Annotated in this window: 18 protein-coding genes and 1 riboswitch; of the genes, 10 read left to right on the forward strand and 8 right to left on the reverse strand. The window is 67.8% G+C overall.

Annotation, left to right across the window (positions count from 1 at the left end):
• Positions 1-2: 2 nt before the first annotated feature.
• From OG874_RS03980 to OG874_RS03990, 3 genes are read right to left on the reverse strand one after another with little or no spacing between them, the layout of a single operon-like run.
• Positions 3-1622, reverse strand: a complete 1620-nt coding sequence (locus tag OG874_RS03980; RefSeq protein WP_330253773.1) for an ABC transporter substrate-binding protein — start codon at positions 1620-1622, stop codon at positions 3-5.
• Positions 1619-2776, reverse strand: coding sequence for an LLM class flavin-dependent oxidoreductase (locus OG874_RS03985; RefSeq protein WP_330253774.1), 1158 nt, complete (start codon positions 2774-2776; stop codon positions 1619-1621). Before OG874_RS03985 ends, OG874_RS03980 begins: the two co-directional genes overlap by 4 nt.
• A complete protein-coding gene (locus OG874_RS03990) occupies positions 2773-2979 on the reverse strand; it encodes a hypothetical protein (protein WP_330253775.1) in 207 nt (68 codons plus the stop codon). The genes OG874_RS03985 and OG874_RS03990 overlap by 4 nt, the downstream gene beginning before the upstream one ends.
• A gap of 10 nt (positions 2980-2989) precedes the next feature.
• A riboswitch (SAM riboswitch) is annotated at positions 2990-3083 on the reverse strand.
• 316 nt (positions 3084-3399) lie between these two features.
• Here OG874_RS03990 and OG874_RS03995 point away from each other — a divergent pair.
• Positions 3400-4146: a hypothetical protein gene (locus OG874_RS03995; RefSeq protein ID WP_330253776.1), complete on the forward strand. Its 747-nt coding sequence runs from the start codon at positions 3400-3402 to the stop codon at positions 4144-4146.
• Positions 4147-4297: 151 nt separating this feature from the next.
• Here the strand turns inward: OG874_RS03995 and OG874_RS04000 are convergent, their stop codons facing one another.
• The 5 genes from OG874_RS04000 to OG874_RS04020 form a co-directional block, all read right to left on the reverse strand.
• Positions 4298-5470: a glycosyltransferase family 2 protein gene (locus tag OG874_RS04000; protein ID WP_330253777.1), complete on the reverse strand. Its 1173-nt coding sequence runs from the start codon at positions 5468-5470 to the stop codon at positions 4298-4300.
• A gap of 25 nt (positions 5471-5495) precedes the next feature.
• Positions 5496-6200, reverse strand: coding sequence for an LppM family (lipo)protein (locus tag OG874_RS04005; RefSeq protein WP_330253778.1), 705 nt, complete (start codon positions 6198-6200; stop codon positions 5496-5498).
• Between the two features lie 152 nt (positions 6201-6352).
• Positions 6353-7156, reverse strand: coding sequence for a carotenoid biosynthesis protein (locus OG874_RS04010; protein WP_330253779.1), 804 nt, complete (start codon positions 7154-7156; stop codon positions 6353-6355).
• Positions 7153-8721 (reverse strand): phytoene desaturase family protein, encoded by a 1569-nt coding sequence (locus OG874_RS04015; RefSeq protein ID WP_330253780.1) that lies wholly within the window; start codon positions 8719-8721, stop codon positions 7153-7155. Before OG874_RS04015 ends, OG874_RS04010 begins: the two co-directional genes overlap by 4 nt.
• The gene (locus tag OG874_RS04020; RefSeq protein WP_330253781.1) at positions 8718-9335 is read right to left on the reverse strand and encodes a GNAT family N-acetyltransferase; all 618 of its coding nucleotides are present in this window, start codon (positions 9333-9335) and stop codon (positions 8718-8720) included. Before OG874_RS04020 ends, OG874_RS04015 begins: the two co-directional genes overlap by 4 nt.
• 171 nt (positions 9336-9506) lie before the next feature.
• Here OG874_RS04020 and OG874_RS04025 point away from each other — a divergent pair, with 171 nt between their 5' ends.
• From OG874_RS04025 to mraY, 9 genes are all read left to right on the forward strand, one after another.
• Positions 9507-9947: an SAV_6107 family HEPN domain-containing protein gene (locus OG874_RS04025; protein ID WP_330253782.1), complete on the forward strand. Its 441-nt coding sequence runs from the start codon at positions 9507-9509 to the stop codon at positions 9945-9947.
• A gap of 142 nt (positions 9948-10089) precedes the next feature.
• Positions 10090-10512, forward strand: coding sequence for a DUF3040 domain-containing protein (locus OG874_RS04030; RefSeq protein WP_330253783.1), 423 nt, complete (start codon positions 10090-10092; stop codon positions 10510-10512).
• Between the two features lie 428 nt (positions 10513-10940).
• The gene (gene mraZ, locus OG874_RS04035) at positions 10941-11372 is read left to right on the forward strand and encodes a division/cell wall cluster transcriptional repressor MraZ (RefSeq protein ID WP_330253784.1); all 432 of its coding nucleotides are present in this window, start codon (positions 10941-10943) and stop codon (positions 11370-11372) included.
• 261 nt (positions 11373-11633) lie between these two features.
• Positions 11634-12611 (forward strand): 16S rRNA (cytosine(1402)-N(4))-methyltransferase RsmH, encoded by a 978-nt coding sequence (gene rsmH, locus OG874_RS04040; RefSeq protein WP_330253785.1) that lies wholly within the window; start codon positions 11634-11636, stop codon positions 12609-12611.
• Positions 12608-13390 (forward strand): hypothetical protein, encoded by a 783-nt coding sequence (locus tag OG874_RS04045; protein ID WP_330253786.1) that lies wholly within the window; start codon positions 12608-12610, stop codon positions 13388-13390. Before rsmH ends, OG874_RS04045 begins: the two co-directional genes overlap by 4 nt.
• Positions 13387-15303 (forward strand): peptidoglycan D,D-transpeptidase FtsI family protein, encoded by a 1917-nt coding sequence (locus OG874_RS04050; protein ID WP_442943278.1) that lies wholly within the window; start codon positions 13387-13389, stop codon positions 15301-15303. The genes OG874_RS04045 and OG874_RS04050 overlap by 4 nt, the downstream gene beginning before the upstream one ends.
• Before the next feature lie 142 nt (positions 15304-15445).
• Positions 15446-17185, forward strand: a complete 1740-nt coding sequence (locus tag OG874_RS04055; RefSeq protein ID WP_442943279.1) for a Mur ligase family protein — start codon at positions 15446-15448, stop codon at positions 17183-17185.
• A complete protein-coding gene (locus tag OG874_RS04060) occupies positions 17182-18696 on the forward strand; it encodes a UDP-N-acetylmuramoyl-tripeptide--D-alanyl-D-alanine ligase (protein WP_330253787.1) in 1515 nt (504 codons plus the stop codon). The genes OG874_RS04055 and OG874_RS04060 overlap by 4 nt, the downstream gene beginning before the upstream one ends.
• The gene (gene mraY / locus OG874_RS04065; RefSeq protein ID WP_330253788.1) at positions 18693-19769 is read left to right on the forward strand and encodes a phospho-N-acetylmuramoyl-pentapeptide-transferase; all 1077 of its coding nucleotides are present in this window, start codon (positions 18693-18695) and stop codon (positions 19767-19769) included. The genes OG874_RS04060 and mraY overlap by 4 nt, the downstream gene beginning before the upstream one ends.
• Positions 19770-19772: the final 3 nt, after the last annotated feature.

Genomic DNA, 19772 nt, shown 5'->3' on the forward strand with positions numbered 1-19772 from the left:
GACTAGTGCCCGCTCAGCCAGGCGTCGAAGAACTGCAGTCGGGCCGAGGCCTCGAACTTCAGATCCTGCACGCTGTGCCCGACACCGATGGCCTGGGACAGCTCGACCGTCGGAATCCACAGACCCGCGTCCAACACCTCCTGCTGCGCGGAACGGATCAGCGCGGCGCGCGCGCCGGTCTCCACCGTGCTCAGCTCGCGGTCGAGCAGGTCGTCGAGCGCAGGGATACGTTCGCGCGCATTGAGATTGCGACCGTCGACGCTGAACGTGGACCGCAGGATGTCGCCGTCGGCGCGGGTGGTGTTGTAGTAGGTGGTGTCGAAGTCCTTGGAGTTCTGGCGCGCGGTGTTCTCGGCGGTTCCCGCCAGGTCCAGCTTCAGGTCGACGCCGACCTGCCGCAGCTGCTGCTGCACGAGTTCGAGAATCGCCTGATTACCGGCGAACGCCTGGCCGAACAGGACCGCGAAGGACAACCGCTCGCCATTTTTCACGCGGATGCCATCACCGCCGGGCGTCCAGCCTGCTTGGTCGAGGAGGGTGCGTGCCTTCGCCGGATCGTAGGTCAGCTGCGCCGAGAGGTCCTGATAGCCGGGCGTGGTGCTGGCCAGCGTGCTGGTCGCGGGCTTGAAGTCGGGGCCGAGCACGGTATCGACCAACTGCTTGCGGTCGATGGCGGGCACCAGCGCCCGGCGCACCGCGGGATCGCGCAGCGGGCCACGGGTCACATTCGGCTGGATGCCGAATGGCACACCGGGATTCGCGGTGGTGAGCACCCGGCCGCCGGCCGCCTCGATCTGCGGGGCGTCCTGCGGTAGGGCGTCGCTGGCGGCGTCGAGCTGACCGGAGGTGAGACTGCCGGTGCGAACACCGGATTCGGGTACCACCGTGAATTCGATCTTGTCCAGATAGGCCTCGCCCCGGTGCGCGAAGACCGCCGAACCCCAGTTGTAGCCGACCCGTTTGGCCAGCGTCGCCGAGGCGTCCTGGCGGTAGGCCGCGTAGGTGAACGGCCCGCTGCCGACATTGTCGCCGAGGCAGCGCTGATCGGCGGATTTGGCGGTGGTGACATCGGCCTGGATGCCGAGCTGCGCGGTCGAGGACGCCTGCAGGAACTGTGCGTTCGGCTGGCTGAACTCCACGCGCGCGGTCAACTTGTCGACCGCGGTCGTGCCGACATAATTCGTCAGGTAGCTGGAGCCCAACGGCGTCTTGGCCGCGCCGAGCTTGATCACCGAATCGAAGGTCCTCTGCACCGATGCCGCGGTGAGCGCAGTGCCGTCGCTGAAGGTAACGCCATCGGTGAGATGGAAGGTGAAGACCTTCGCATCGGGGCTGATCTCCCAGCTCTGGGCCAGCCACGGCTTCAGCTCACCGGTCTTCGGATCCTGATCGGTCAGCGAATCCACGATCTGGCGGGTCACATACAGCGTCTGGTTGGTGCCGGACTGCGCCGGATCCGAGCAGGTCGGGGCCTGTGACAGTCCGTAGCGCAGGGTGCCCCCCGGCTGCGGCGGGCCCGCGTCGCCGCCCGACGTTGCCGAATCACTGCCGCAGGCGGCCAGGCTCGCGGCCGCGGTGACGGCGGCGGCCACGGCCGCGATTCGGTGGCGGGGTCTGATCACTGTGGAGCTCCAGATGTTTCGGTGCGGACGAGTTCGCCGCGGGAATCGATGTCGTAGTCGGTCGGTCGGGCCGATCCGTTCGTGGTTGCGACGCTGGTGTTTTCGCTGCTCGCGGTGGCCAATGGCCGACTCGGGAAGCGGCCGCGCAGTTCCGGGGCGACCTCGGCCTGGAAGAGCTCGAGACTGCCGCGATGCTGCACCTCGGTGCGACCGTCACGTTCGGCGGACAGATGGGTCACCTCGTGACCGAATTGCTCGTGCTGGTGGCCGACCTTGTCGATCACCTGCTCCGGGCTACCGATGAGCGCCGAACTGCGGGTGACGAAATCGTCGAGCGTCTCGAATACCACCGGCAGCCCGAGCTTTCGGGCCAGGGCCAGCCGCGCCTGGAAGATCGGGCGGTACACCTCGCGGGCTTCCTGGGACGTCTTGGCTATGTGCAGTCCCGCCGTGCCCGCACCGACCAGGGCATCGGCCGGGTCGTGCCCGTAGTGCGCCCAGCGTTCCCGATAGTGGCGCACCAATTCGGCATACGGCTCGATCGAATATGTGACATTCGCCGAGAACAGCGGATCACCCTGGCGCGCGGCGAGTTCCACCGAATCGCGACTGGTCGCGCTGCCGTGCCAGATCCGGATGCGCGGTTGCAGCGGCCGCGGCAGCGCCTTGGCCGCGACCAGCTCCGGGCGGAACCGGCCGGACCAGGTCACGCTGTCGCTGTCCCACAGTGCCCGGAACAGTTCGTAGCCTTCGCGATTGCGATCCCACTGATCGTCGGTGGTGACGTGGTACAGCTTTGCCTGCGCCGCGCCGTTGCCCTTGCCGATAATGAGTTCGAGGCGTCCACCGGAGAGGTTGTCCAGCGTCGAGTAGTCCTCGAACGCGCGGACCGGATCGAGCAGGCTGAGCGTGGTGACGGCGGTGAACAGACTGATCCGCGAGGTGACCGCCGCAATGTGGCTGAGGAGCACCGGCGGTGCGGCCGAGAGGAACGGATCCTCGTGCCGCTCACCGACAGCGAAGCCGTCGAAGCCGAGTTCCTCGGCGAGGCGGGCCTGTTCGATCACATCGCGCAACCGCTCCCTGGTCTCGGGCAGTCGTCCGGTGACCGGATCGGGCACCCGGGTGACGAGGGTGAACAGCAGGAACTTCATGCGCGGACTCCCACCGGCCCGTGGATGAATTGCGCGAGCAGCACGAGTGCGATCGCGCTGACCACCCAACGCCAGGGGTGCCAGGCTTTGGCGACCGTCGGTGCGGTCGCTACGGCACGCCCGGGTGCTGTGGCATCGGGCGGGTGGGCACCCGGTATCGGAACATCCGATACTGGGGCATCGGATGCGACGGACGCGCTCATGGTTTCGGTTCCTCCATCGTTCCCGGCGGAAGCACCCGCACCCGGTGACCGGGGGGTTGCTGCGACGTCGACGAGCCAGGTCTCTCGGTCGCTCTGGATGGTGTCCGACGCCGAGCACGGGTCGGGTCAATGGGTCTAGCCGAAATATCATGCGAAGCAGGCGAAGTCCGGCACAAGGGTACGAATCACGGTGAGCGCAGACCTTGTCCGAAAGGTTGTGAACAGGGACTATTGTGCGGATCGTGTGGTAGCTCCTGATGCGCCCGCCCTGCTCGTGGCCGCGTATTTCGCCTGGAGCGCCCGGACGGCGTGTCGTCGCGACAGCCCGATACGGCGTGCGGCGCGCGGGTGTCGCCCGCCGAAATCAGCGTAGTTGCGGAGGTTTGCCGGAGTACTCTCGGACCTCGATCGTGCCCGACGATGAGGAGGTCCACTGTGGCCGTGCTGCGCCGTCTGACCACGCTTACCGCCATCGCGTCCGCTTCGGCCGCGCTGACTTTCGCCGCTCCCGGCGTCGCCACCGCCGGTCCGGTAGCGGCTCCGATGCCCGCCCCCGCGGTTCCGGCCGCGACGGCGCCGGATGATCCGCCCGGCCGAGCCGGAACCGTCGCCCCCGGCGATCTGCTCGGCGCCTACCGTGCTGCGGTCGACGCGCTGCGCACCTTCGGCGTCGAGCCGTTCCTGTATCCGGCCGCGGCCTTCTGCTCCGACGCCAGGCTCGGCCTGGTCCCCGCCGTTGCGGGCGCGGTCCCCGGGCCGTGGCCCAAGACCACCGTGGCAATCCCCGGACTCGACCTGTCCGCGGTCAAGGCGGGCCAGGTCCTGTTCACCTTCGTGCCCTACGGCGTCGCCGCGGACAACGCCAACACCTCCGGTATGAACGTCGCCTGGCTCAACCTCGCCAACGGTCGCAGCGGAGTCACCCCGATGGGCCCGCTCTCCGACGTCATCCGGACGATGGTCCCCGCCGCGATCCCACCCGAGCTGAGACCCTTCGCCGAACGCACCATCCAAGACGTCTTCGCCGCCTTCCCCACCAGCGCCGTCCGCGCAGTCCCAGTGGACACCGGCTCCGGCACAGTCCTCGCCGCAGTCTTCGGAACCGTCGACAACGCCGGCAAGCCCTGCGTCTTCCTCCCGACTGTGGGCATCACGTCGGTGCGCTGAACCCGCGGTCTCGGGAGAGCCTGGGGCTGAGGGGAAATGCGGCTGTGGGCCGCGAGGCCGCTGGAGCAGCGAGGTTGCGGGTTCGTGGATCAAGATCAGGTGAAACTGGTGAAGTGGGTCTTTTGCCGCCATGGATTCCACCTGATCGTGATCAGCCGGGGGACAGGTGGCGGGATTTCCAGGTGAGGGTGTTGGTGTGGCGCGCACGGCGGGAGTGGGAGTACAGGCGGAGGTAGGCGGCCATGGAGATTGGATGGGCTAGGGCCGCGAGGAGATCGGTTCGGGTCAGGGTGGTGCTTTCCAATGAACGGGCGAGTAGGCGACTGGCTACTGCTGCGCTGTAGCCGAGGAGTCCTGCCGTGCGCGTCGAACCTCGGCCACCGATGGCGGCCAAGGGCGGTACGCAGTAGGCGAGTGCCGCAACGGCTCCGACTGCTGCGCCGCCGATGGTGGTGGCGCCGTAGGCCGACCAGAGCCAGCGGGTGTAGCCCGTTTCCAGTTCGGCTGCGTCGCGGTACATTCGGGTGCTCGCGGATCGGCCCGCCGCGACCAGCGCGGTTCGGCGATCCGAACGGCGCAGTGCGCGAGCGATATCCAGGTCCTCGGTGGGGCTGGCGGCCACTGCCGCGTGAGCGCCGATGGCGTGGTAGGCCGCCGCATCGAAGACGAGGAACTGGCCGCAGGCAACCGCGGTGGAGCGGCGGCGGCTGCGGTTGGCCACCGCGATCGGCAGGCTGGCCGCCCACGACCAGCACAGCAGCGGCTGCACCAACGCCTCCGCCAGCGATTCGGCCACCTGATATGGCCACGGCGACAACAACGCGGCCTCGCTGTGGCGCAGTTCGGTGACCGCGGCGGCGATCGCCGTCGGTGCCAGCCGCACATCGGCATCGAGGAAGATCAGCACCGCCGCATCCGCCAGCTCGGCCAGTCGTGCGCAGGCCGCGGTCTTCCCGGTCCAACCCGGTGCGGGTTCGGCCTCGGAGCGGACCACCGTACATCGCGGATCGCTTGCAATCGCTGCCAGCGCAGCGGCTTCGGTTCCGTCGCTGGAGGCATCGTCGAGAATCAGCACCCGCAGCTGCGGTACACCTACCTGCCCACGAAGATCATCGATCAGCCCGGGCAGCCGCTGCGCCTCGTCGCGCGCCGGGATGCACACCGTGACCGATTCGATCGTTGTGGTCGGATCGACCGGCAGCCTCCGTACTGTCGCGCGGTTGAACAATGCGACCCCACAACCCAACAGCGCGGTCGCCGCGCCGATCCGTGTCGCTGTCGCCGCGCTCGCGTTCAACGCTCGCACCACCCGCGCGTTCAGCATGGGCGTGCGATACCCGGAGGCAATCTCAGCGTCGCAGCGTCGAACGCCACAGATTGCTCAGCGAGATACCGCCCTGCGGTGCGCCGGGAGGTGCTGGGTTGCGGTCCATGTAGGCGACGGCGCAGATGATCGCGGCGACGGCCAGGGTGATGCCGCCGACGATTCCGGCCCAGCCCGCGAACGAGCGGGTGTTCGGGTCGGCGTAGCTGACCTCGGCGCGCAGCGTGGAGACGTCGCCGGGTGGCAGCTTCCAGGAGACGGTGGAGTCGTCCTCGCGGTTGCCGTTGGTCTTGGCGACCCGGGCCGGGAAGGCCACCGTGAACTGCACGTCCGAACCGTGCGGCGGTACGGATTTCAGATCGACCCGGCCGTTGAGGCTGACCAGGTCGCCGGTGCGCTGGAACGACAGGTTGAACATGCCCTGGGTCTGGTCGGACAGCCCGCCGAGCTGGCCGACCTCGCCGAATGACAGATCTTCGAAGAACACCTTGCTGCCGACATAGCCGTCCTGGCTGTACGGTTCGACCCGCACCTTCGCGGCCAGCGAATCGGGCGCCTTCAGCTGCGGGCCCTTGTCATTGGCGTCCGCGGGCACGACCGCGGCCACGATCCGGCCGGAGACCCGGTCGTTGGACGACACACCCATCGATACCTGCACCCGTAGGCAGCCCGCGAGCGCGGGCACCAGCAATGCGGCCAGTAATACTGCCGCCGCCACCCGCCGCACCATGGACCGGGGTGAGCGTGGCGACGATAGAACCGGGGCGTCGGGCGTCGCGGTGTGAGGACTCGGGTGCACGGCTCACATCGTGCCAGGCCGTCGACCCGGATTGCCACGCGACGGGCGGAACGCGCGCCGAGCGAAATGGTCACCGCGCGGATTCAGCTCCGTCGCGCCAGGACCGACCGCACCAGCAGCGGCACGCCGAGCACACCCAGCCCGACACACCCGTACCAGGCCGAATACGGCAGATCCAGGAAGACCGCGTGCGCGAGTGTCGATCCCAGCCAGGTCCACAGAAACACCGCCACCGGCACGATCACCGCCGATGGAATCGGGAACCCAGTACGTGTCCCCACCGCGCGATCCGAACCAGCCAGCAATACCGCCATCACCAACGCCACCGCGAACCAGCCCAGATAGTTGGTATACGGAATGTCCCCGAGACCGGGCAGCCCCCAACCGGCCGCGCACCAACTCCACTGCCCATCCGCGACCATCTGCGGATCCAGAAACAGATCCCAGCCAACCGCCCCGACCGCCGTCAACACGATCCGAACCGCGATCCGCCGAGTCAGCATCCCGGCCACCACCCACACCGGATACAGCCCGCCGGTCCAGGCCAATGCGACCACCAACGGCACCCCGGCCACCGCGGGCCCCAACCGGCCGTCGGCGTAGTCATAACAACCGAATGGGAATCCCGTTGCGGTGCCGACGATCTCGGCGATCAGTCCGAGTCCGGAGACGATGACCAGAAACCCGACGGCATACCGAACCCCGCACGTCGCTCCCGCATGCGCCAACGCCGTCCCCGCCGAGAGCAGCACGACAACGACGGTCACCCGGTCGCGGGCGACCCCCGAGGTCAGCGGATAACCGATCTGCGCGAGCACCAGCAGCACCGCGAATGCGGCAGGCACCACCCATCGCGGCGTCCTCAGGAACGAGAGCGGCTCGCTCATCGCCTGCGCAGCAAGGGAAACCGGCTCCGCCGCCGATCACGCAGCACCAATTGCGCCGCACTACGCCCACTTGCCCCGGACACCCCACCACCCGGATGCGTCGACGCCCCGGTCAGATACAACCCGGCCGCCCCCGGCACCCGCTGCCCGGACAACTCCGGCAACGGCCGCCACAGCATCATCTGATCCAGCGACATCTCCACATGCATCACATTCCCGCCGCGCAACCCCATCTCGCGCTCGAGATCAACCGGCGTCTGGACATGCCGCCGCAATATGCTCTTGGCGAACCCCGGTGCGTAGGAATCGACTTCGGCGATGATCCGATCGGCCTCCGGCTCCGCGTGCGCGGTCCAGTCGCTGCCATCGGCCAACTCGTACGGATGCCACTGCGCCCACAGCGAAAGCTGATGTTCACCGGCCGGAGCGATACTCGGGTCGACCGCACTGAAACTCATCGCGAGCACTACCGGTCGCGGCGGCAGATCCCCGGCCGACGCCGCACCGTGCGCCCGGCGCAGCTGCCGCCGATCGGCGACGAGAAACTGCAGCCCGTTGGCGGATTCGGCGGTCGAGCTGCCGGGATACCGCGGCAGCGCGTCGGTCGCGAGCCGCACCACCATGCCGATGCCCGGTCCGACCCGGATCCGCCGCCGCCAGTCGTCGAGCACGGCTGCGTCGAAGCCGCCGTCCTGCAACAGATCCAGTGTGGTCAGCACGTGCGTGCCCGCGATCACGGTATCCACCCGCAGCTTTCGGCCCGCAGCGGTGCGCACCTCCCAACCGGCACCGATCTGCCGCAGTGTGGTGACCGCGTCGCCCGCCGCAACCACGCCACCGTCGGCACGCAACCGCGCGACCAGAGCCGCTGTCAGCGCCCCACTTCCGCCCACCGCCCGACCGGGCGGCAGCGTATGCATCAGCGCGGCGAACCCGATCATCGGCGCGGTCCCCGGTTCCGACATCGGCGGCCCGGACTGCGCACCGAACCAGGCCAGCGACGCTTTGAGCCGCTCGTCGTCGAAATACGCGTCCAACAGGGCGTCCCCGGTCTGCAGGAACTCCCGCGACAAGGCGCTCCCACCGTCCCGAGCGTCAAGCCCCCAGAACGAACGAAGCAGCCTGCCCGGGGTCGGCGGCGCGCCGAACGCCCGCATCACCCGCGCCGACCGAGGCCCCCACACGCCGACGAAGCGCCGATACGCCGCCGCATCCCGCGCGCCGCATGCCTGCTCGATCGCCGCACAGGTGCGATCGAGATCTCGATGGAACACGATGGGCGCACCGCCCCGTGGCCCGGCGGGCGTGAAACCCCAGGGGTCACAATCGATGTAGCGCAGCCCGAAGCGCGACAGCTCCAGCTCCTCGATGATCCCGGTGTGACGCACCATGATGTGCGCCGAAGACCCGCGATCGACCAGATGGCCGGGAAAACGTTCGACCGTGGACACCGCGCCGCCGAGCACCTCATCGCGCTCGAGCACCTCGACCCGCTCGCCGGCGCGCGCCAGATAGCACGCGGCGACCAGCGCGTTGTGGCCCGAGCCGACAATGACAATGGTCACAGGGGCAGCCGGCGTCCGAGCACGGCGAACGGCCTGGTATCCCCGGCGAAGACGAAACTGCGGATCACATCGGTGAATCCGAGTCGCCGATACAGCTTCCAGGCGCGGTTGGCCTCGCGCTCGACCTCCGGCGTGGACAGCAGTACCGCGCCCTCGGTGCGGTGCTCGAGCAGTCGCGTCAGCAGTGCACCGCCGATGCCTCGGCCCTGCGCGGCGGGATGCACGTGCAGCTCGGTCAGTTCGAAATAGTCCGAAAGCAGTTCGCGCGCAGAGTGTTCCGGCCAACCCGAGCGCCGCATCCCGCTGTGCACCTGCTGATGCCACCACTGGTGCGCGGCGCCGCGATAGCCGTAGGCGATCGCCACGATCGGCGCGGTCCGCAGGTCGATCTGCCCGGAATCGTCCGGGATGACGGCGGCGACGGCCTGCCAGCCGGCGCGGGTGGTGTGCTCGGTCCACATCGGCGCGCGATGGTGCTCGGTGCCGTGTGGATATTCCATCGCCGCCACGTACACCCCCAGCACGTCGTGCAGCCGGGAGCGTAGGGCCGTGATCGAGAGATCGATGACGACAGGTGCGTTGGCGGGGGTGTGTTTGGGCTTGACGGCGGTCATGGCTCTCGTCGGTCCGCGGAAAGTTGTCGGTGGGTGTCCTTATATTCAATCTCAATTCAAACGTTCGAATACCTGTTCGATCCGTGCGGTGCTGTGAACTCGGTGCTCGCGCACACGATAGGCCAGGTCAGCGACGCTGAACGACTCTGAACGAACTCGGAGGGACGACTGATGTCCGGTCGGATCGAATACCCGGGGCAACCCGGCAAGGCGGGCAAGCTGCTGCGGCGGGCGGACGGCTTGCTGATGCAGGCGGCGGGGGAGCAGGACCCGCGCGAGCGTTTCCGGACCGCCTATCTCGCCGCGCTGCGCGGTGCCGGTGCGGTGCTCGCGTTCACCGGGGCCGACGCCGCGCCGCGGGCGCGCTCGCGCAACGCGTGGGTGCTGTTGCAACGCGCCGCGCCCGAATTCGTGATGTGGGCCGATTATTTCAGCGCCCGATCCGAGACCAGGGCGGCGCTGGAGGCGGGGCTGGATCGGCATATCGATGATCAGGAGGCCGACGAGTTCTATTCGCGGGTGGGCGCATTCCTGCACGATGTGGAAGATCTGGTCGAACCGGGGAGTCGGCTACGCCCCGCGCCGGGCTTGACGGGCGGCCTTACGGCATAGATCACAAGGCATGACCGCTTAGTTATCGGCGAGTAGGTGGTACGGCACTGATCGAACTCGTATCATTGGTGGCATAGCCGACCTTGGCTACCTGTCGCCTACCCGGAGGCGACAGCCACGTCCTAGTGCCGGGGGAGGTACCGTGCCACTCTCCGAGCACGAGCAGCGCATGCTCGAACAGATCGAGAGCGCGCTCTATGCTGAGGATCCGAAGTTCGCCTCGTCCGTCCGCGGCGGACGACTTCGCTCGACCTCGAGTCGCCGCAGACTCCAGGCCGCGGCTTTGTTCGTCCTCGGTCTGTTTCTACTCGTCGCTGGTATCGCCGCTCCGGTGAAGCTCGGCGACTTTCCGATCATCAGCCTGATCGGATTCATCGTGATGTTCGCCGCGGGCGTGCTGTTGCTGCTCGGCAGTTCCAAGGGCATTGCCAAGGGCGACCGGTCGGGCAATGCCCCGTCCGGTGGCGCGAGCGGCGGATCGAGCGGACGTGGGCGACAGCGCAAGTCCGGTGGTTTCTCCGAACGCATGGAGGATCGGTTCCGGCGCCGCTTCGATCAGGAGTAGCGCACCCGTAGCCGACATCTACATACCGAACGCGCCGCCGCACCGAACAGGGTGCGGCGGCGCGTTCTCATGCGTGAACCATCCGGCTGCTGAGTGATCTCCGTGCGAGGTTCCCCACCACTCCCCACCATCCACTCCCCACCGTGCCCCGATATCTGCTGAAACCGAGTGCACCAGGGTGTTTGCTGGTTGTTGTCGGGCGGTCGTGTAGCGACACGGCGTGTGTCGTCAGAACACGGTAGAAGTTCTCCACCACCGTGATAGCTGGGATGACCTGCGTAATCGACGACGCGGGGAGCCAGATCACCCGGAGTTTCGATTGAAAGTGGGGGAAAGTGGGGTAATGTGGAGCGCGCACTACAGGAGAGGACATACATCCGAGGTGATCACGCTCCCCGCGTCGTGGGGTTGATCCAGGAGGTAGCGGGTTGTTTCTCGGTACCTACACACCTCGGTTGGATGACAAGGGGCGACTCACGTTGCCTGCGAAGTTTCGAGACGATCTGGCGGGAGGGTTGATGGTCACGAAGGGTCAGGACCACAGCCTTGCCGTATATCCGAAGGAAGAGTTCACCGCGCTCGCACGGCGGGCTGCGGCGGCGTCTCGAAGCAATCCGCAGGCTCGCGCGTTCGTCCGGGCACTAGCGGCGGGAACGGACGAACAGCGTCCGGACGCCCAGGGCCGGATCGTGTTGTCGGCCGATCATCGTCGCTACGCGAACCTTTCGCGGGATTGTGTGGTGATCGGATCGGTCGACTTCCTCGAAATATGGGATAAGCAGGCGTGGGAGTCCTACCTCGCCGAGCACGAGGAGGACTACGCCGAAGCGAGAGACGAGTCGCTGGGCGGCATCTTCTAGCCCTGAGCGAACGAGTGCCACGCGGCCTCTGCCCGGACGCGCGGACCCTGACGTACTTCCCCGACGCCAGGTGCCGAGGCTCCGGTCAGAGACCCCGCGGCATTCGTATTTTCGAAAGCAGCTGTGTAACAAGGTGGCCCGTGGGCAAGCGCAGCGATTAAATCGAGCACAGTGCAGCGATCAATCCAGCACAGCGCGGCGATCAATCCAGCACACGGTGTCGATGCGCGACGAGGCGAATCAGGATTCCGGGAGGTCGAGGTGAACCGTGAACAGGACGGCCCTCGCCATGTTCCGGTTCTGCTCCAGCGAGCCGACGCGCTGCTCGGCCCGGCCCTATCCGAACCCGGGGCGGTATATGTCGACGCGACATTGGGTTTGGGAGGACACGCCGAACACTTTCTGCGGAGCTACCCCGGCATTCATCTCGTCGGACTCGACCGCGACACCCACGCGTTGGCACTCGCCGGTGACCGACTAGCGCCGTATGCCGATCGAATCACGTTGGTGCACATCCGATATGACGGAATCGCCGCCGCGCTGAAACAGGCGGGGCTGCCGACAACGGGTTCGGTGAGCGCCATCCTGATGGATCTCGGCGTCTCCTCGATGCAGCTCGACGAGACCGAGCGCGGCTTCGCCTACTCGGTCGACGCGCCGCTGGATATGCGGATGGATCCGACCACCGGCATCACCGCCGCCGACGTGCTCAACACCTATAGCCACGGCGACCTGGCACGGGTGCTGAAAACCTATGGCGAGGAACGCTTCGCGGGCAAGATCGCCTCCGCGGTGTTGCGCCGTCGTCAGCACAAGCCGTTCACCACCAGTGCCGAACTCGTCGAATTGCTCTACGCGACAATCCCGGCCGCGACCAGGCGGACCGGCGGTCACCCGGCCAAGCGCACTTTCCAGGCGCTGCGGGTGGAGGTGAACGGTGAGCTGGATTCGTTGCGCGCCGCCCTGCCCGCGGCATTGGACTCGCTGCGGGTCGGCGGCCGGATCGTGATCATGTCCTATCAGTCGCTCGAGGATCGGGTGGTCAAACAGGAATTGGCGCCGCGTACGACATCCAGGACGCCGGTCGACCTGCCGGTCGAATTGCCCGGTATGGGACCGGAATTCAAGTTGCTGACCCGCGGCGCCGAGAAGGCGACGGAACAAGAGATCGAAGAGAACCCGAGGGCGGCTCCCGTGCGGATGCGCGCGGCGCAGAGAATCCAGGAGGGGACACCATGAGTGTGCGCACGCGCGCCGTCGAGGCGCCGGGCCGGCTCGCTCGCCGGGTTCAGGCCGCCGAGCGGGTGAAATCGGGTGCCGCACAACGGGCCTACGCCAAGCGCCGGATGCGTGCCGAACAGTCGGGGGATCAGCAGAGCCTGCCCAAGCAGCGCGCATCGGTGATGGCCGCGCGAATTCCGTTCGTGGCGGCCATCATCGCGTTGCTCGGCTGCGGCCTGGCGCTCACCCTGCTGCTCACCACCCGCTCGGCGGAGGACAGCTATCAGCTCGGCGACGCCAAAGCGACCAATCGCAAGCTGGCCGACGAACGGGCAGCGCTGCAGCGGGAAGTAGAGGCCGCCGATTCGGCGCCCGAACTCGGCGCTCGGGCCGGCGAACTCGGGATGATCCCGGCCAAGGATCCGGCCCGCCTGGTGATCGGGCCGGACGGTGGGGTAACCGTGATCGGCAAGCCGACGCCCGCGCAGGGTGCGCCGGTGCCGCCGTTGAACAGCTCGCCCAACGCGCCCGTCGTACCTCCGTCGGGCAATGCGCAGGCGCGCGGTGAGCGAGTTGTGCCCGTGTCGACCACGCCACCGCGGCCCCCGGCGAACACTGGCCAGCCTGCGAATACCGTTGCGGGACACGCGAGTCCGCAGCCAGCGAGCCCGACACCGAGCATCCCGGTCCCGACGCCGAGCCCGATCGCGCAGACCCCGGTGGAGACGCCGCAGCCGGAGACTCCACAACCCGAGACGCCGCAACCGCAGACCACCCCGGACGGTGAGATTAGATGAGCACGCGGGAGACCAGGCCCGCGTCGCGTCAGCGGCGCGGGCCCGCGCCGTCCAAGGGGGCCGGATCAGCCAGGACGGCAGGATCTTCCAGACGGACGGTCGCCGTTGATCGGCCGCTGCGTCTGCGGCTCGGTGTCGGCCGGGTGATCATGCTGGTCGCGCTGGTGGTCGTCGCGGTGCAATTGCTGTGGATCCAGAGTATTTCCGCGCCGGGGCTGTCCGCGCAGGCGGCCGACCAACGCACCACCACCTTCACCGAGCAGGCGATCCGCGGTCCCATCACCGATCGCAACAGCAAGTTACTTGCCTTCACTACCACTGCGAAAGACCTGACCTTCCAGCCCGTTCAGGTGCGCAAGGAGCTCGCGGCGGCGAAGGAGAGGAGCGCCAAGGCCCCCGATCCGGATGAGCGGCTGAAGGCCATTGCCAAGATCATTCACGATAAGCTCGGCAAGCAGGCGCCTACGGAATCGGCGCTGCTGGACAAGCTGCGCAGCGATGAGCCGTTCGTGTATCTGGCCCGCGATGTCGACGCACGTATCGCCACCGATATCAGGTTGCAGTATCCGGAGGTGGGCGCGGACGCACAGCCGCTGCGCGAGCACCCCGGTGGGTCGTTGGCGGCCAACATCATCGGCGCCACCGGCTGGGACGGGCACGGTCTGATCGGCCTGGAATCGTCGCTGGACTCGGTGCTGGCCGGTACCAACGGTTCCCAGACCTATGATCGCGGTTCGGACGGCGCGGTGATCCCCGGAAGTTGGCGCGACAAGCAGCCCGCCATGAACGGCAATGGTGTCGAGCTGACCCTGGACTCGGATCTGCAGTTCTACGTGCAGCAGCAGGTCCAGCAGGCAAAGGAGATGTCCGGCGCGAATGCGTCTTCGGCGGTGGTGCTGGACGCCAAGACCGGTCAGGTGCTCGCGATGGCCAACGACAACACCTTCAATCCGGAGTTGGGGTCGGAGAATTGGGGTACGGCCAAGACCAAGAACCCATCGGTGGAGGATGTGTTCGAGCCGGGGTCGGTCAACAAGATCGTCACCGCGTCCGCTGCCATCGAGTACGGGCTGACGAATCCCGATGAGGTACTCCAGGTTCCGGGCAGGATCAGCATGGGTGGCGTCATAGTCTCAGATGCCTGGGTGCACGACGTTGTGCCGTACACGACCACTGGCATCTTCGGAAAGTCCTCCAATGTCGGCACGCTGATGCTGGCGCAGCGGGTCGGTGAAGAACGGTATGCCGATATGCTCCGGCGATTCGGACTCGGTGTGCGCACCGGGGTCGGGTTACCCGGTGAAAGCACCGGTGTCGTGCCTGCCCGCGATCAGTGGTCCGGTTCCACCTTCGCCAACCTGCCCATCGGGCAGGGGCTTTCGATGACAATCCTGCAGATGACCGGCATGTATCAAGCCATCGCCAATGACGGCGTGCGTATCCCGCCGCGAATCGTGAAGTCCGAGATCGCACCGGACGGCACCCGCACCGAGGAACCGCAGCCGGACGGCGTGCGGGTGGTGAGTCCGCAGACGGCTGCGACGCTGCGGACCATGTTCCAGGCCGTCACGCAGCGTGACCGGACCGACGCCAATCAGACCGGTACGGGTGCGCCCGCCGCCGTCGATGGTTACCAGGTCGCCGGTAAGACCGGTACCGCGCAGCAGATCGACCCGCGGTGCAAGTGCTACTCCAACTCCAGCTACTGGATCACCTTCGCGGGCATGGCTCCGGCCGACAATCCGCGCTACGTCATCGGCATCATGCTCGACGCTCCTATTCGCAGCTCCGACGGCTCCGGCGGCGGCTCCGCAGCGCCCCTGTTCCACAACATCGCCTCCTGGGCTCTGCAACGCGACCGTATTCCGCCGTCCACGGAACCGTCGCGGCACTTTGTGCTGCAGGCCGGGTGAGGTGGACAATCCGAGACGACTCGCCGTTGCACCCACCTGTCGTTCCAACGGGTGTCGAGACACCCCAATACCGAGCCGCGTTGTCCGGGTATGACCGATCGTCGGTAACCTGACCTGTCGATCCGAATTCGATCTGCATCGGATGACCGCCCGAGCCATCCAGACCGAGAGGAGCTTCGTGCCCGTGCAGCCCAGTTCGCAGGTGTTGCGTCCGGCTGCGCCGCCGACGACAACCCTGCGGATGCTTGCCGAGCGCACGGGCCTGCGCCCGAGCGGTGGCGATGACGACGCGATCGTGGTCACCGGGATAGAGCAGCGCTCGAATGCCGTGCAACCAGGTGACCTGTTCGCCGGACTGGCCGGCGCGCACGCGCACGGCGCCCGCTTCGCTCGCGACGCCGTCGAGCGCGGTGCGGTGGCCGTGCTCACCGATCCGGCCGGAGTCGAGCTGATCGGAGCTATCGATGTTCCGATTCTGGTGCACGACGACCCGCGCGCGGTGCTCGGCGAGGTATCGGCGACCGTCTACGGCAATCCGTCGCATCGGCTGCGCATCATCGGGATCACCGGCACCTCCGGCAAGACGACCACCGCCTATCTGGTGGAGGCCGGGCTGGCCGCCGCCGGGCTGTCCACGGCGCTGATCGGCACCATCGAGACCAGGATCGGCGGTCGGCGGGTGCCGAGCGCGTTGACCACGCCCGAGGCGCCGCAGTTGCACGCGATATTCGCGCTGATGGTCGAGCAGGGTGTGGACGCGGTCGTGATGGAGGTCTCCAGCCACGCGCTGGCGCTGGGCCGGGTAGACGGCGTGCGGTTCTTGGTCGGTGCGTTCACCAATCTCTCGCAGGACCATCTGGACTTCCACGCCGACTTCGAGGACTACTTCGCCGCCAAGCGCAGGCTTTTCGAGCCGCAGTCGCCACTGGCGGCCCGCAATGCGGTCATCTGCGTCGACGACGAGTGGGGACAGCGCCTGGCCGCCGACCTCGCGCACCCGATCACCGTGTCCACGACCGGTTCCGGCGTGTGGCAGGTGACCGGCGAGGTATCCGCGCATGGCGGCGAGCAGGAATTCACCGCTGCCGGCCCCGAGGTGAATCTCGATGTGCGCCTGCGGCTTCCGGGCCGCTACAACATCGCCAACGGACTGCTCGCGATCGCCGTGTGCGCCGCCGCAGGCGTCGATCCCGCCGTCGCCGCGCCCGCGCTGGCCACCGTCGACGTGCCGGGCCGGATGCAGCGGGTCGAGCGCGGACAGGACTTCCTGGCGATCGTCGACTACGCGCACAAGCCCGCCGCGGTCGAGTCGGTGATCGCCACGCTGCGCGGCCATCTCGCCACCGATCCGGCGCCGGCGACGGGCCCGGAGGCGGTAGCGGAGCGTGACCACGCAGGGCGCCGGGAGCGCGAATCGGATACCGCCGGTCGGCTGGCCGTGGTCGTCGGCGCGGGCGGTGACCGGGACGCGGGCAAGCGACCGCTGATGGGCGCGGCCGGTGCGCGCGGTGCCGATCTGCTGATCATCACCGACGACAACCCACGCACCGAGGATCCGGCGGCGATCCGCGCCGCCGTACGCGCGGGCGCGCTCGCGGTGCCGGCGGCCGAACGCGGCGAGGTGCGCGAAATCGGGGACCGGGCCGCGGCCATCGCCGCCGCCGTGGACTGGGCGCGCCCCGGTGACGTGGTGCTGGTGGCAGGCAAGGGACACGAGGCAGGGCAGGAGATCCAAGGTGTGAAGCAGCCGTTCGACGACCGCGACGTGCTCGCGGCCGCGCTGGAACGGCGACTGGGGGGATCGGAGCGGAGCGATCAGGCGCCGCGGAACACAGAGCACAGTCCGCAGGGGTCGGACGCGGAGGACTTGACGGTTTCATGATCGAGATGACACTGCGGGAGATCGCGGAGGTCGTCGGCGGCACGCTGCACGACGCCCCCGACCCGGAGGTGACGGTAACGGGTTCGGTCGAATTCGATTCGCGCCGAATCGGTTCCGGTGATCTGTTCCTTGCCCTGCCCGGCGAGCACGCCGACGGACACGACTACGCGCGGGTGGCGGTGGCGGCCGGTGCGGTGGCGGTGCTCGCGGCCCGCCCGGTCGGCGTGCCCGCGATCGTCGTGGCCCCGAGCCCGGGCACCGTACCCGCGAAATCCGTTGCGCTGGCCGGTGATTCGGACGGGTCGGGGGCCGCGGTGCTGGCCGCACTCGCTACGCTCGCCCGGGTGAGCGTCGAACGTCTTTCCGCGGCAGGCGGACTCACCGTGGTCGGGGTGACCGGCTCATCGGGCAAGACTTCGACCAAGGATCTGCTCGCGGCCGTGCTCACCCCGCTCGGTCCGGTCGTCGCACCGCCCGGGTCGTTCAACAACGAGCTCGGCCACCCGTGGACCGCGCTGCGCGCCGATGCCGACACCCGCTTCCTGGTGCTGGAGCTCTCCGCCCGCGGTCCCGGCCACATCGCCGCACTGACTCGGGTCGCACCACCGAAGATCGGCGTGGTGCTCAATGTCGGCACCGCCCATCTCGGCGAATTCGGCAGCCGCGACGCCATCGCGCAGACCAAGGGCGAACTCGTCGAGGCGCTGCCCACGACGGGTCTCGCGGTCCTCAATGCCGACGATCCGCAAGTGGCCGCGATGGCCGCGCGCACCCGGGCCCGCGTAGTGACGGTCGGCCAGGCGACGAACGCTGAAATCCGCGCCACCGACGTACAACTCGACACCGAGGCACGGGCGGGCTTCACCATGCACACCACCAAGGGCAGCATCCCGGTGCGCCTCGCAGTGCACGGTGAACACCAGGTCGGCAATGCGCTGGCGGCCGCCGCGGTCGCCCTCGAATGCGGCGCCGATATCGACACCGTCGCGAAGGCACTGTCCGATGCGCACGCCGCCTCGGCCCGCCGCATGGACGTGCGCACCACCGCCGACGGCGTCACCGTCGTCAACGACTCCTACAACGCCAATCCGGACTCGGTGCGCGCCGCCCTCAAGGCCCTGGTCACTATGTCGCGGGCCGGCGACACCCCGCGCCGCAGCTGGGCCGTGCTCGGCGAAATGGGTGAACTGGGCGAGGAATCCGTCATCGAGCACGACCGGATCGGCCGCCTCGCGGTGCGCCTGGATGTCTCCCGGTTGATCGTGGTCGGTACCGGAAGGCCATCCCACGCGATGCATCAGGGGGCGGTGATGGAAGGCTCGTGGGGCGAGGAGTCGATCCTCGTGCCCGATATCGGCGCGGCCATCGCGCTGCTCGACGCAGAGGTCGAGGCGGGCGATGTGGTGCTGGTCAAAGCGTCCAAGTCGGTCGGCCTGTGGGCGGTCGCCGAGCATTTGACCGGTACGGAACGTGCGGGAACTAGCAGTGGTAGCACGGAGGCTCTCGGATGAGGCAGATTCTGTTCGCGGCCGGGATCGCGCTGGCGGTCTCGATCCTGCTGACGCCACTGTTGATACGGATCTTCGCCAAGCAGGGCTTCGGCCAGGAGATCCGGGTCGACGGCCCGGCCAGTCATCAGGCCAAGCGCGGCACCCCGACCATGGGTGGTGTCGCCATCTTGGTCGGCATGTGGGCGGGTTACCTCGGCTCGCATCTGATCGGCATCGGCTACGACGCCGACGGACCATCGGCCTCCGGCATCCTGGTGCTCGGGCTGACCACCGCACTCGGTGTGGTCGGCTTCCTCGACGACTTCATCAAGCTGCGCAAGCAGCGCAATCTGGGGCTGTCGGCCGCGGGCAAGTACATCGGTCAGCTCAGCGCGGCGGTCCTGTTCGGCGTGCTCGCGCTGCAGTTCCACGGCGGCAACGGGTTGACCCCGGCGAGTAAGCATCTGTCCTACGTGCGCGACATCACCACGGTGTCGATGGGCGTGATCATCTTCCTGTGCTGGGTCTGCCTACTGGTGGTGGCCTGGTCGAACGCGGTGAACCTGACCGACGGCCTGGACGGTCTGGCGGCGGGTTCGATGAGCCTGGTGCTCGGCGCGTACGTGATCATCACGTTCTGGCAGTACCGCAACGCCTGCGCGACGATTCCGGAGGCCGGCTGCTACAACGTGCGCGATCCGCTGGATCTGGCCCTGGTCTGCGCCTCGGCCGCGGCCGCATGCGTCGGCTTCCTGTGGTGGAATGCCGCGCCCGCCAAGATCTTCATGGGTGACACCGGTTCGCTGGCATTGGGCGGCATGCTCGCCGGACTGTCCATCACGACCCGCACCGAACTGCTGATGGTGGTGATCGGCGCGCTGTTCGTCGCCGAGACCGCCTCGGTGGTGCTGCAGGTCGCGGTGTACCGCACGACCCGCAACCGGCTATTCAAGATGGCGCCTTTCCATCATCACTTCGAACTCAGCAAATGGGCCGAGACTACGGTGATCATCCGGTTCTGGCTGCTCGCGGCAATGGCCTCCGCGGTCGGACTCGGCCTGTTCTACAGCGAATATCTCTCAGCGGTCGGGTGAAGT

This window comes from Nocardia sp. NBC_00565 (genome assembly GCF_036345915.1).
Classification (GTDB): domain Bacteria; phylum Actinomycetota; class Actinomycetes; order Mycobacteriales; family Mycobacteriaceae; genus Nocardia.

Excerpts from the sequence above, each read along its gene's own strand:
- OG874_RS04055 (WP_442943279.1), top strand. The coding sequence starts at position 15,446 with ATGACCGCCCGAGCCATCCAGACCGAGAGGAGCTTCGTGCCCGTGCAG.
- OG874_RS04020 (WP_330253781.1), bottom strand. The coding sequence starts at position 9,335 with ATGACCGCCGTCAAGCCCAAACACACCCCCGCCAACGCACCTGTCGTC.
- OG874_RS03990 (WP_330253775.1), bottom strand. The coding sequence starts at position 2,979 with ATGAGCGCGTCCGTCGCATCCGATGCCCCAGTATCGGATGTTCCGATA.
- OG874_RS04050 (WP_442943278.1), top strand. The coding sequence starts at position 13,387 with ATGAGCACGCGGGAGACCAGGCCCGCGTCGCGTCAGCGGCGCGGGCCC.
- OG874_RS04045 (WP_330253786.1), top strand. The coding sequence starts at position 12,608 with ATGAGTGTGCGCACGCGCGCCGTCGAGGCGCCGGGCCGGCTCGCTCGC.
- OG874_RS04000 (WP_330253777.1), bottom strand. The coding sequence starts at position 5,470 with ATGCTGAACGCGCGGGTGGTGCGAGCGTTGAACGCGAGCGCGGCGACA.
- OG874_RS04005 (WP_330253778.1), bottom strand. The coding sequence starts at position 6,200 with ATGGTGCGGCGGGTGGCGGCGGCAGTATTACTGGCCGCATTGCTGGTG.
- OG874_RS03995 (WP_330253776.1), top strand. The coding sequence starts at position 3,400 with ATGAGGAGGTCCACTGTGGCCGTGCTGCGCCGTCTGACCACGCTTACC.
- mraY (WP_330253788.1), top strand. The coding sequence starts at position 18,693 with ATGAGGCAGATTCTGTTCGCGGCCGGGATCGCGCTGGCGGTCTCGATC.
- OG874_RS04010 (WP_330253779.1), bottom strand. The coding sequence starts at position 7,156 with ATGAGCGAGCCGCTCTCGTTCCTGAGGACGCCGCGATGGGTGGTGCCT.
- OG874_RS04025 (WP_330253782.1), top strand. The coding sequence starts at position 9,507 with ATGTCCGGTCGGATCGAATACCCGGGGCAACCCGGCAAGGCGGGCAAG.
- OG874_RS04060 (WP_330253787.1), top strand. The coding sequence starts at position 17,182 with ATGATCGAGATGACACTGCGGGAGATCGCGGAGGTCGTCGGCGGCACG.
- OG874_RS03985 (WP_330253774.1), bottom strand. The coding sequence starts at position 2,776 with ATGAAGTTCCTGCTGTTCACCCTCGTCACCCGGGTGCCCGATCCGGTC.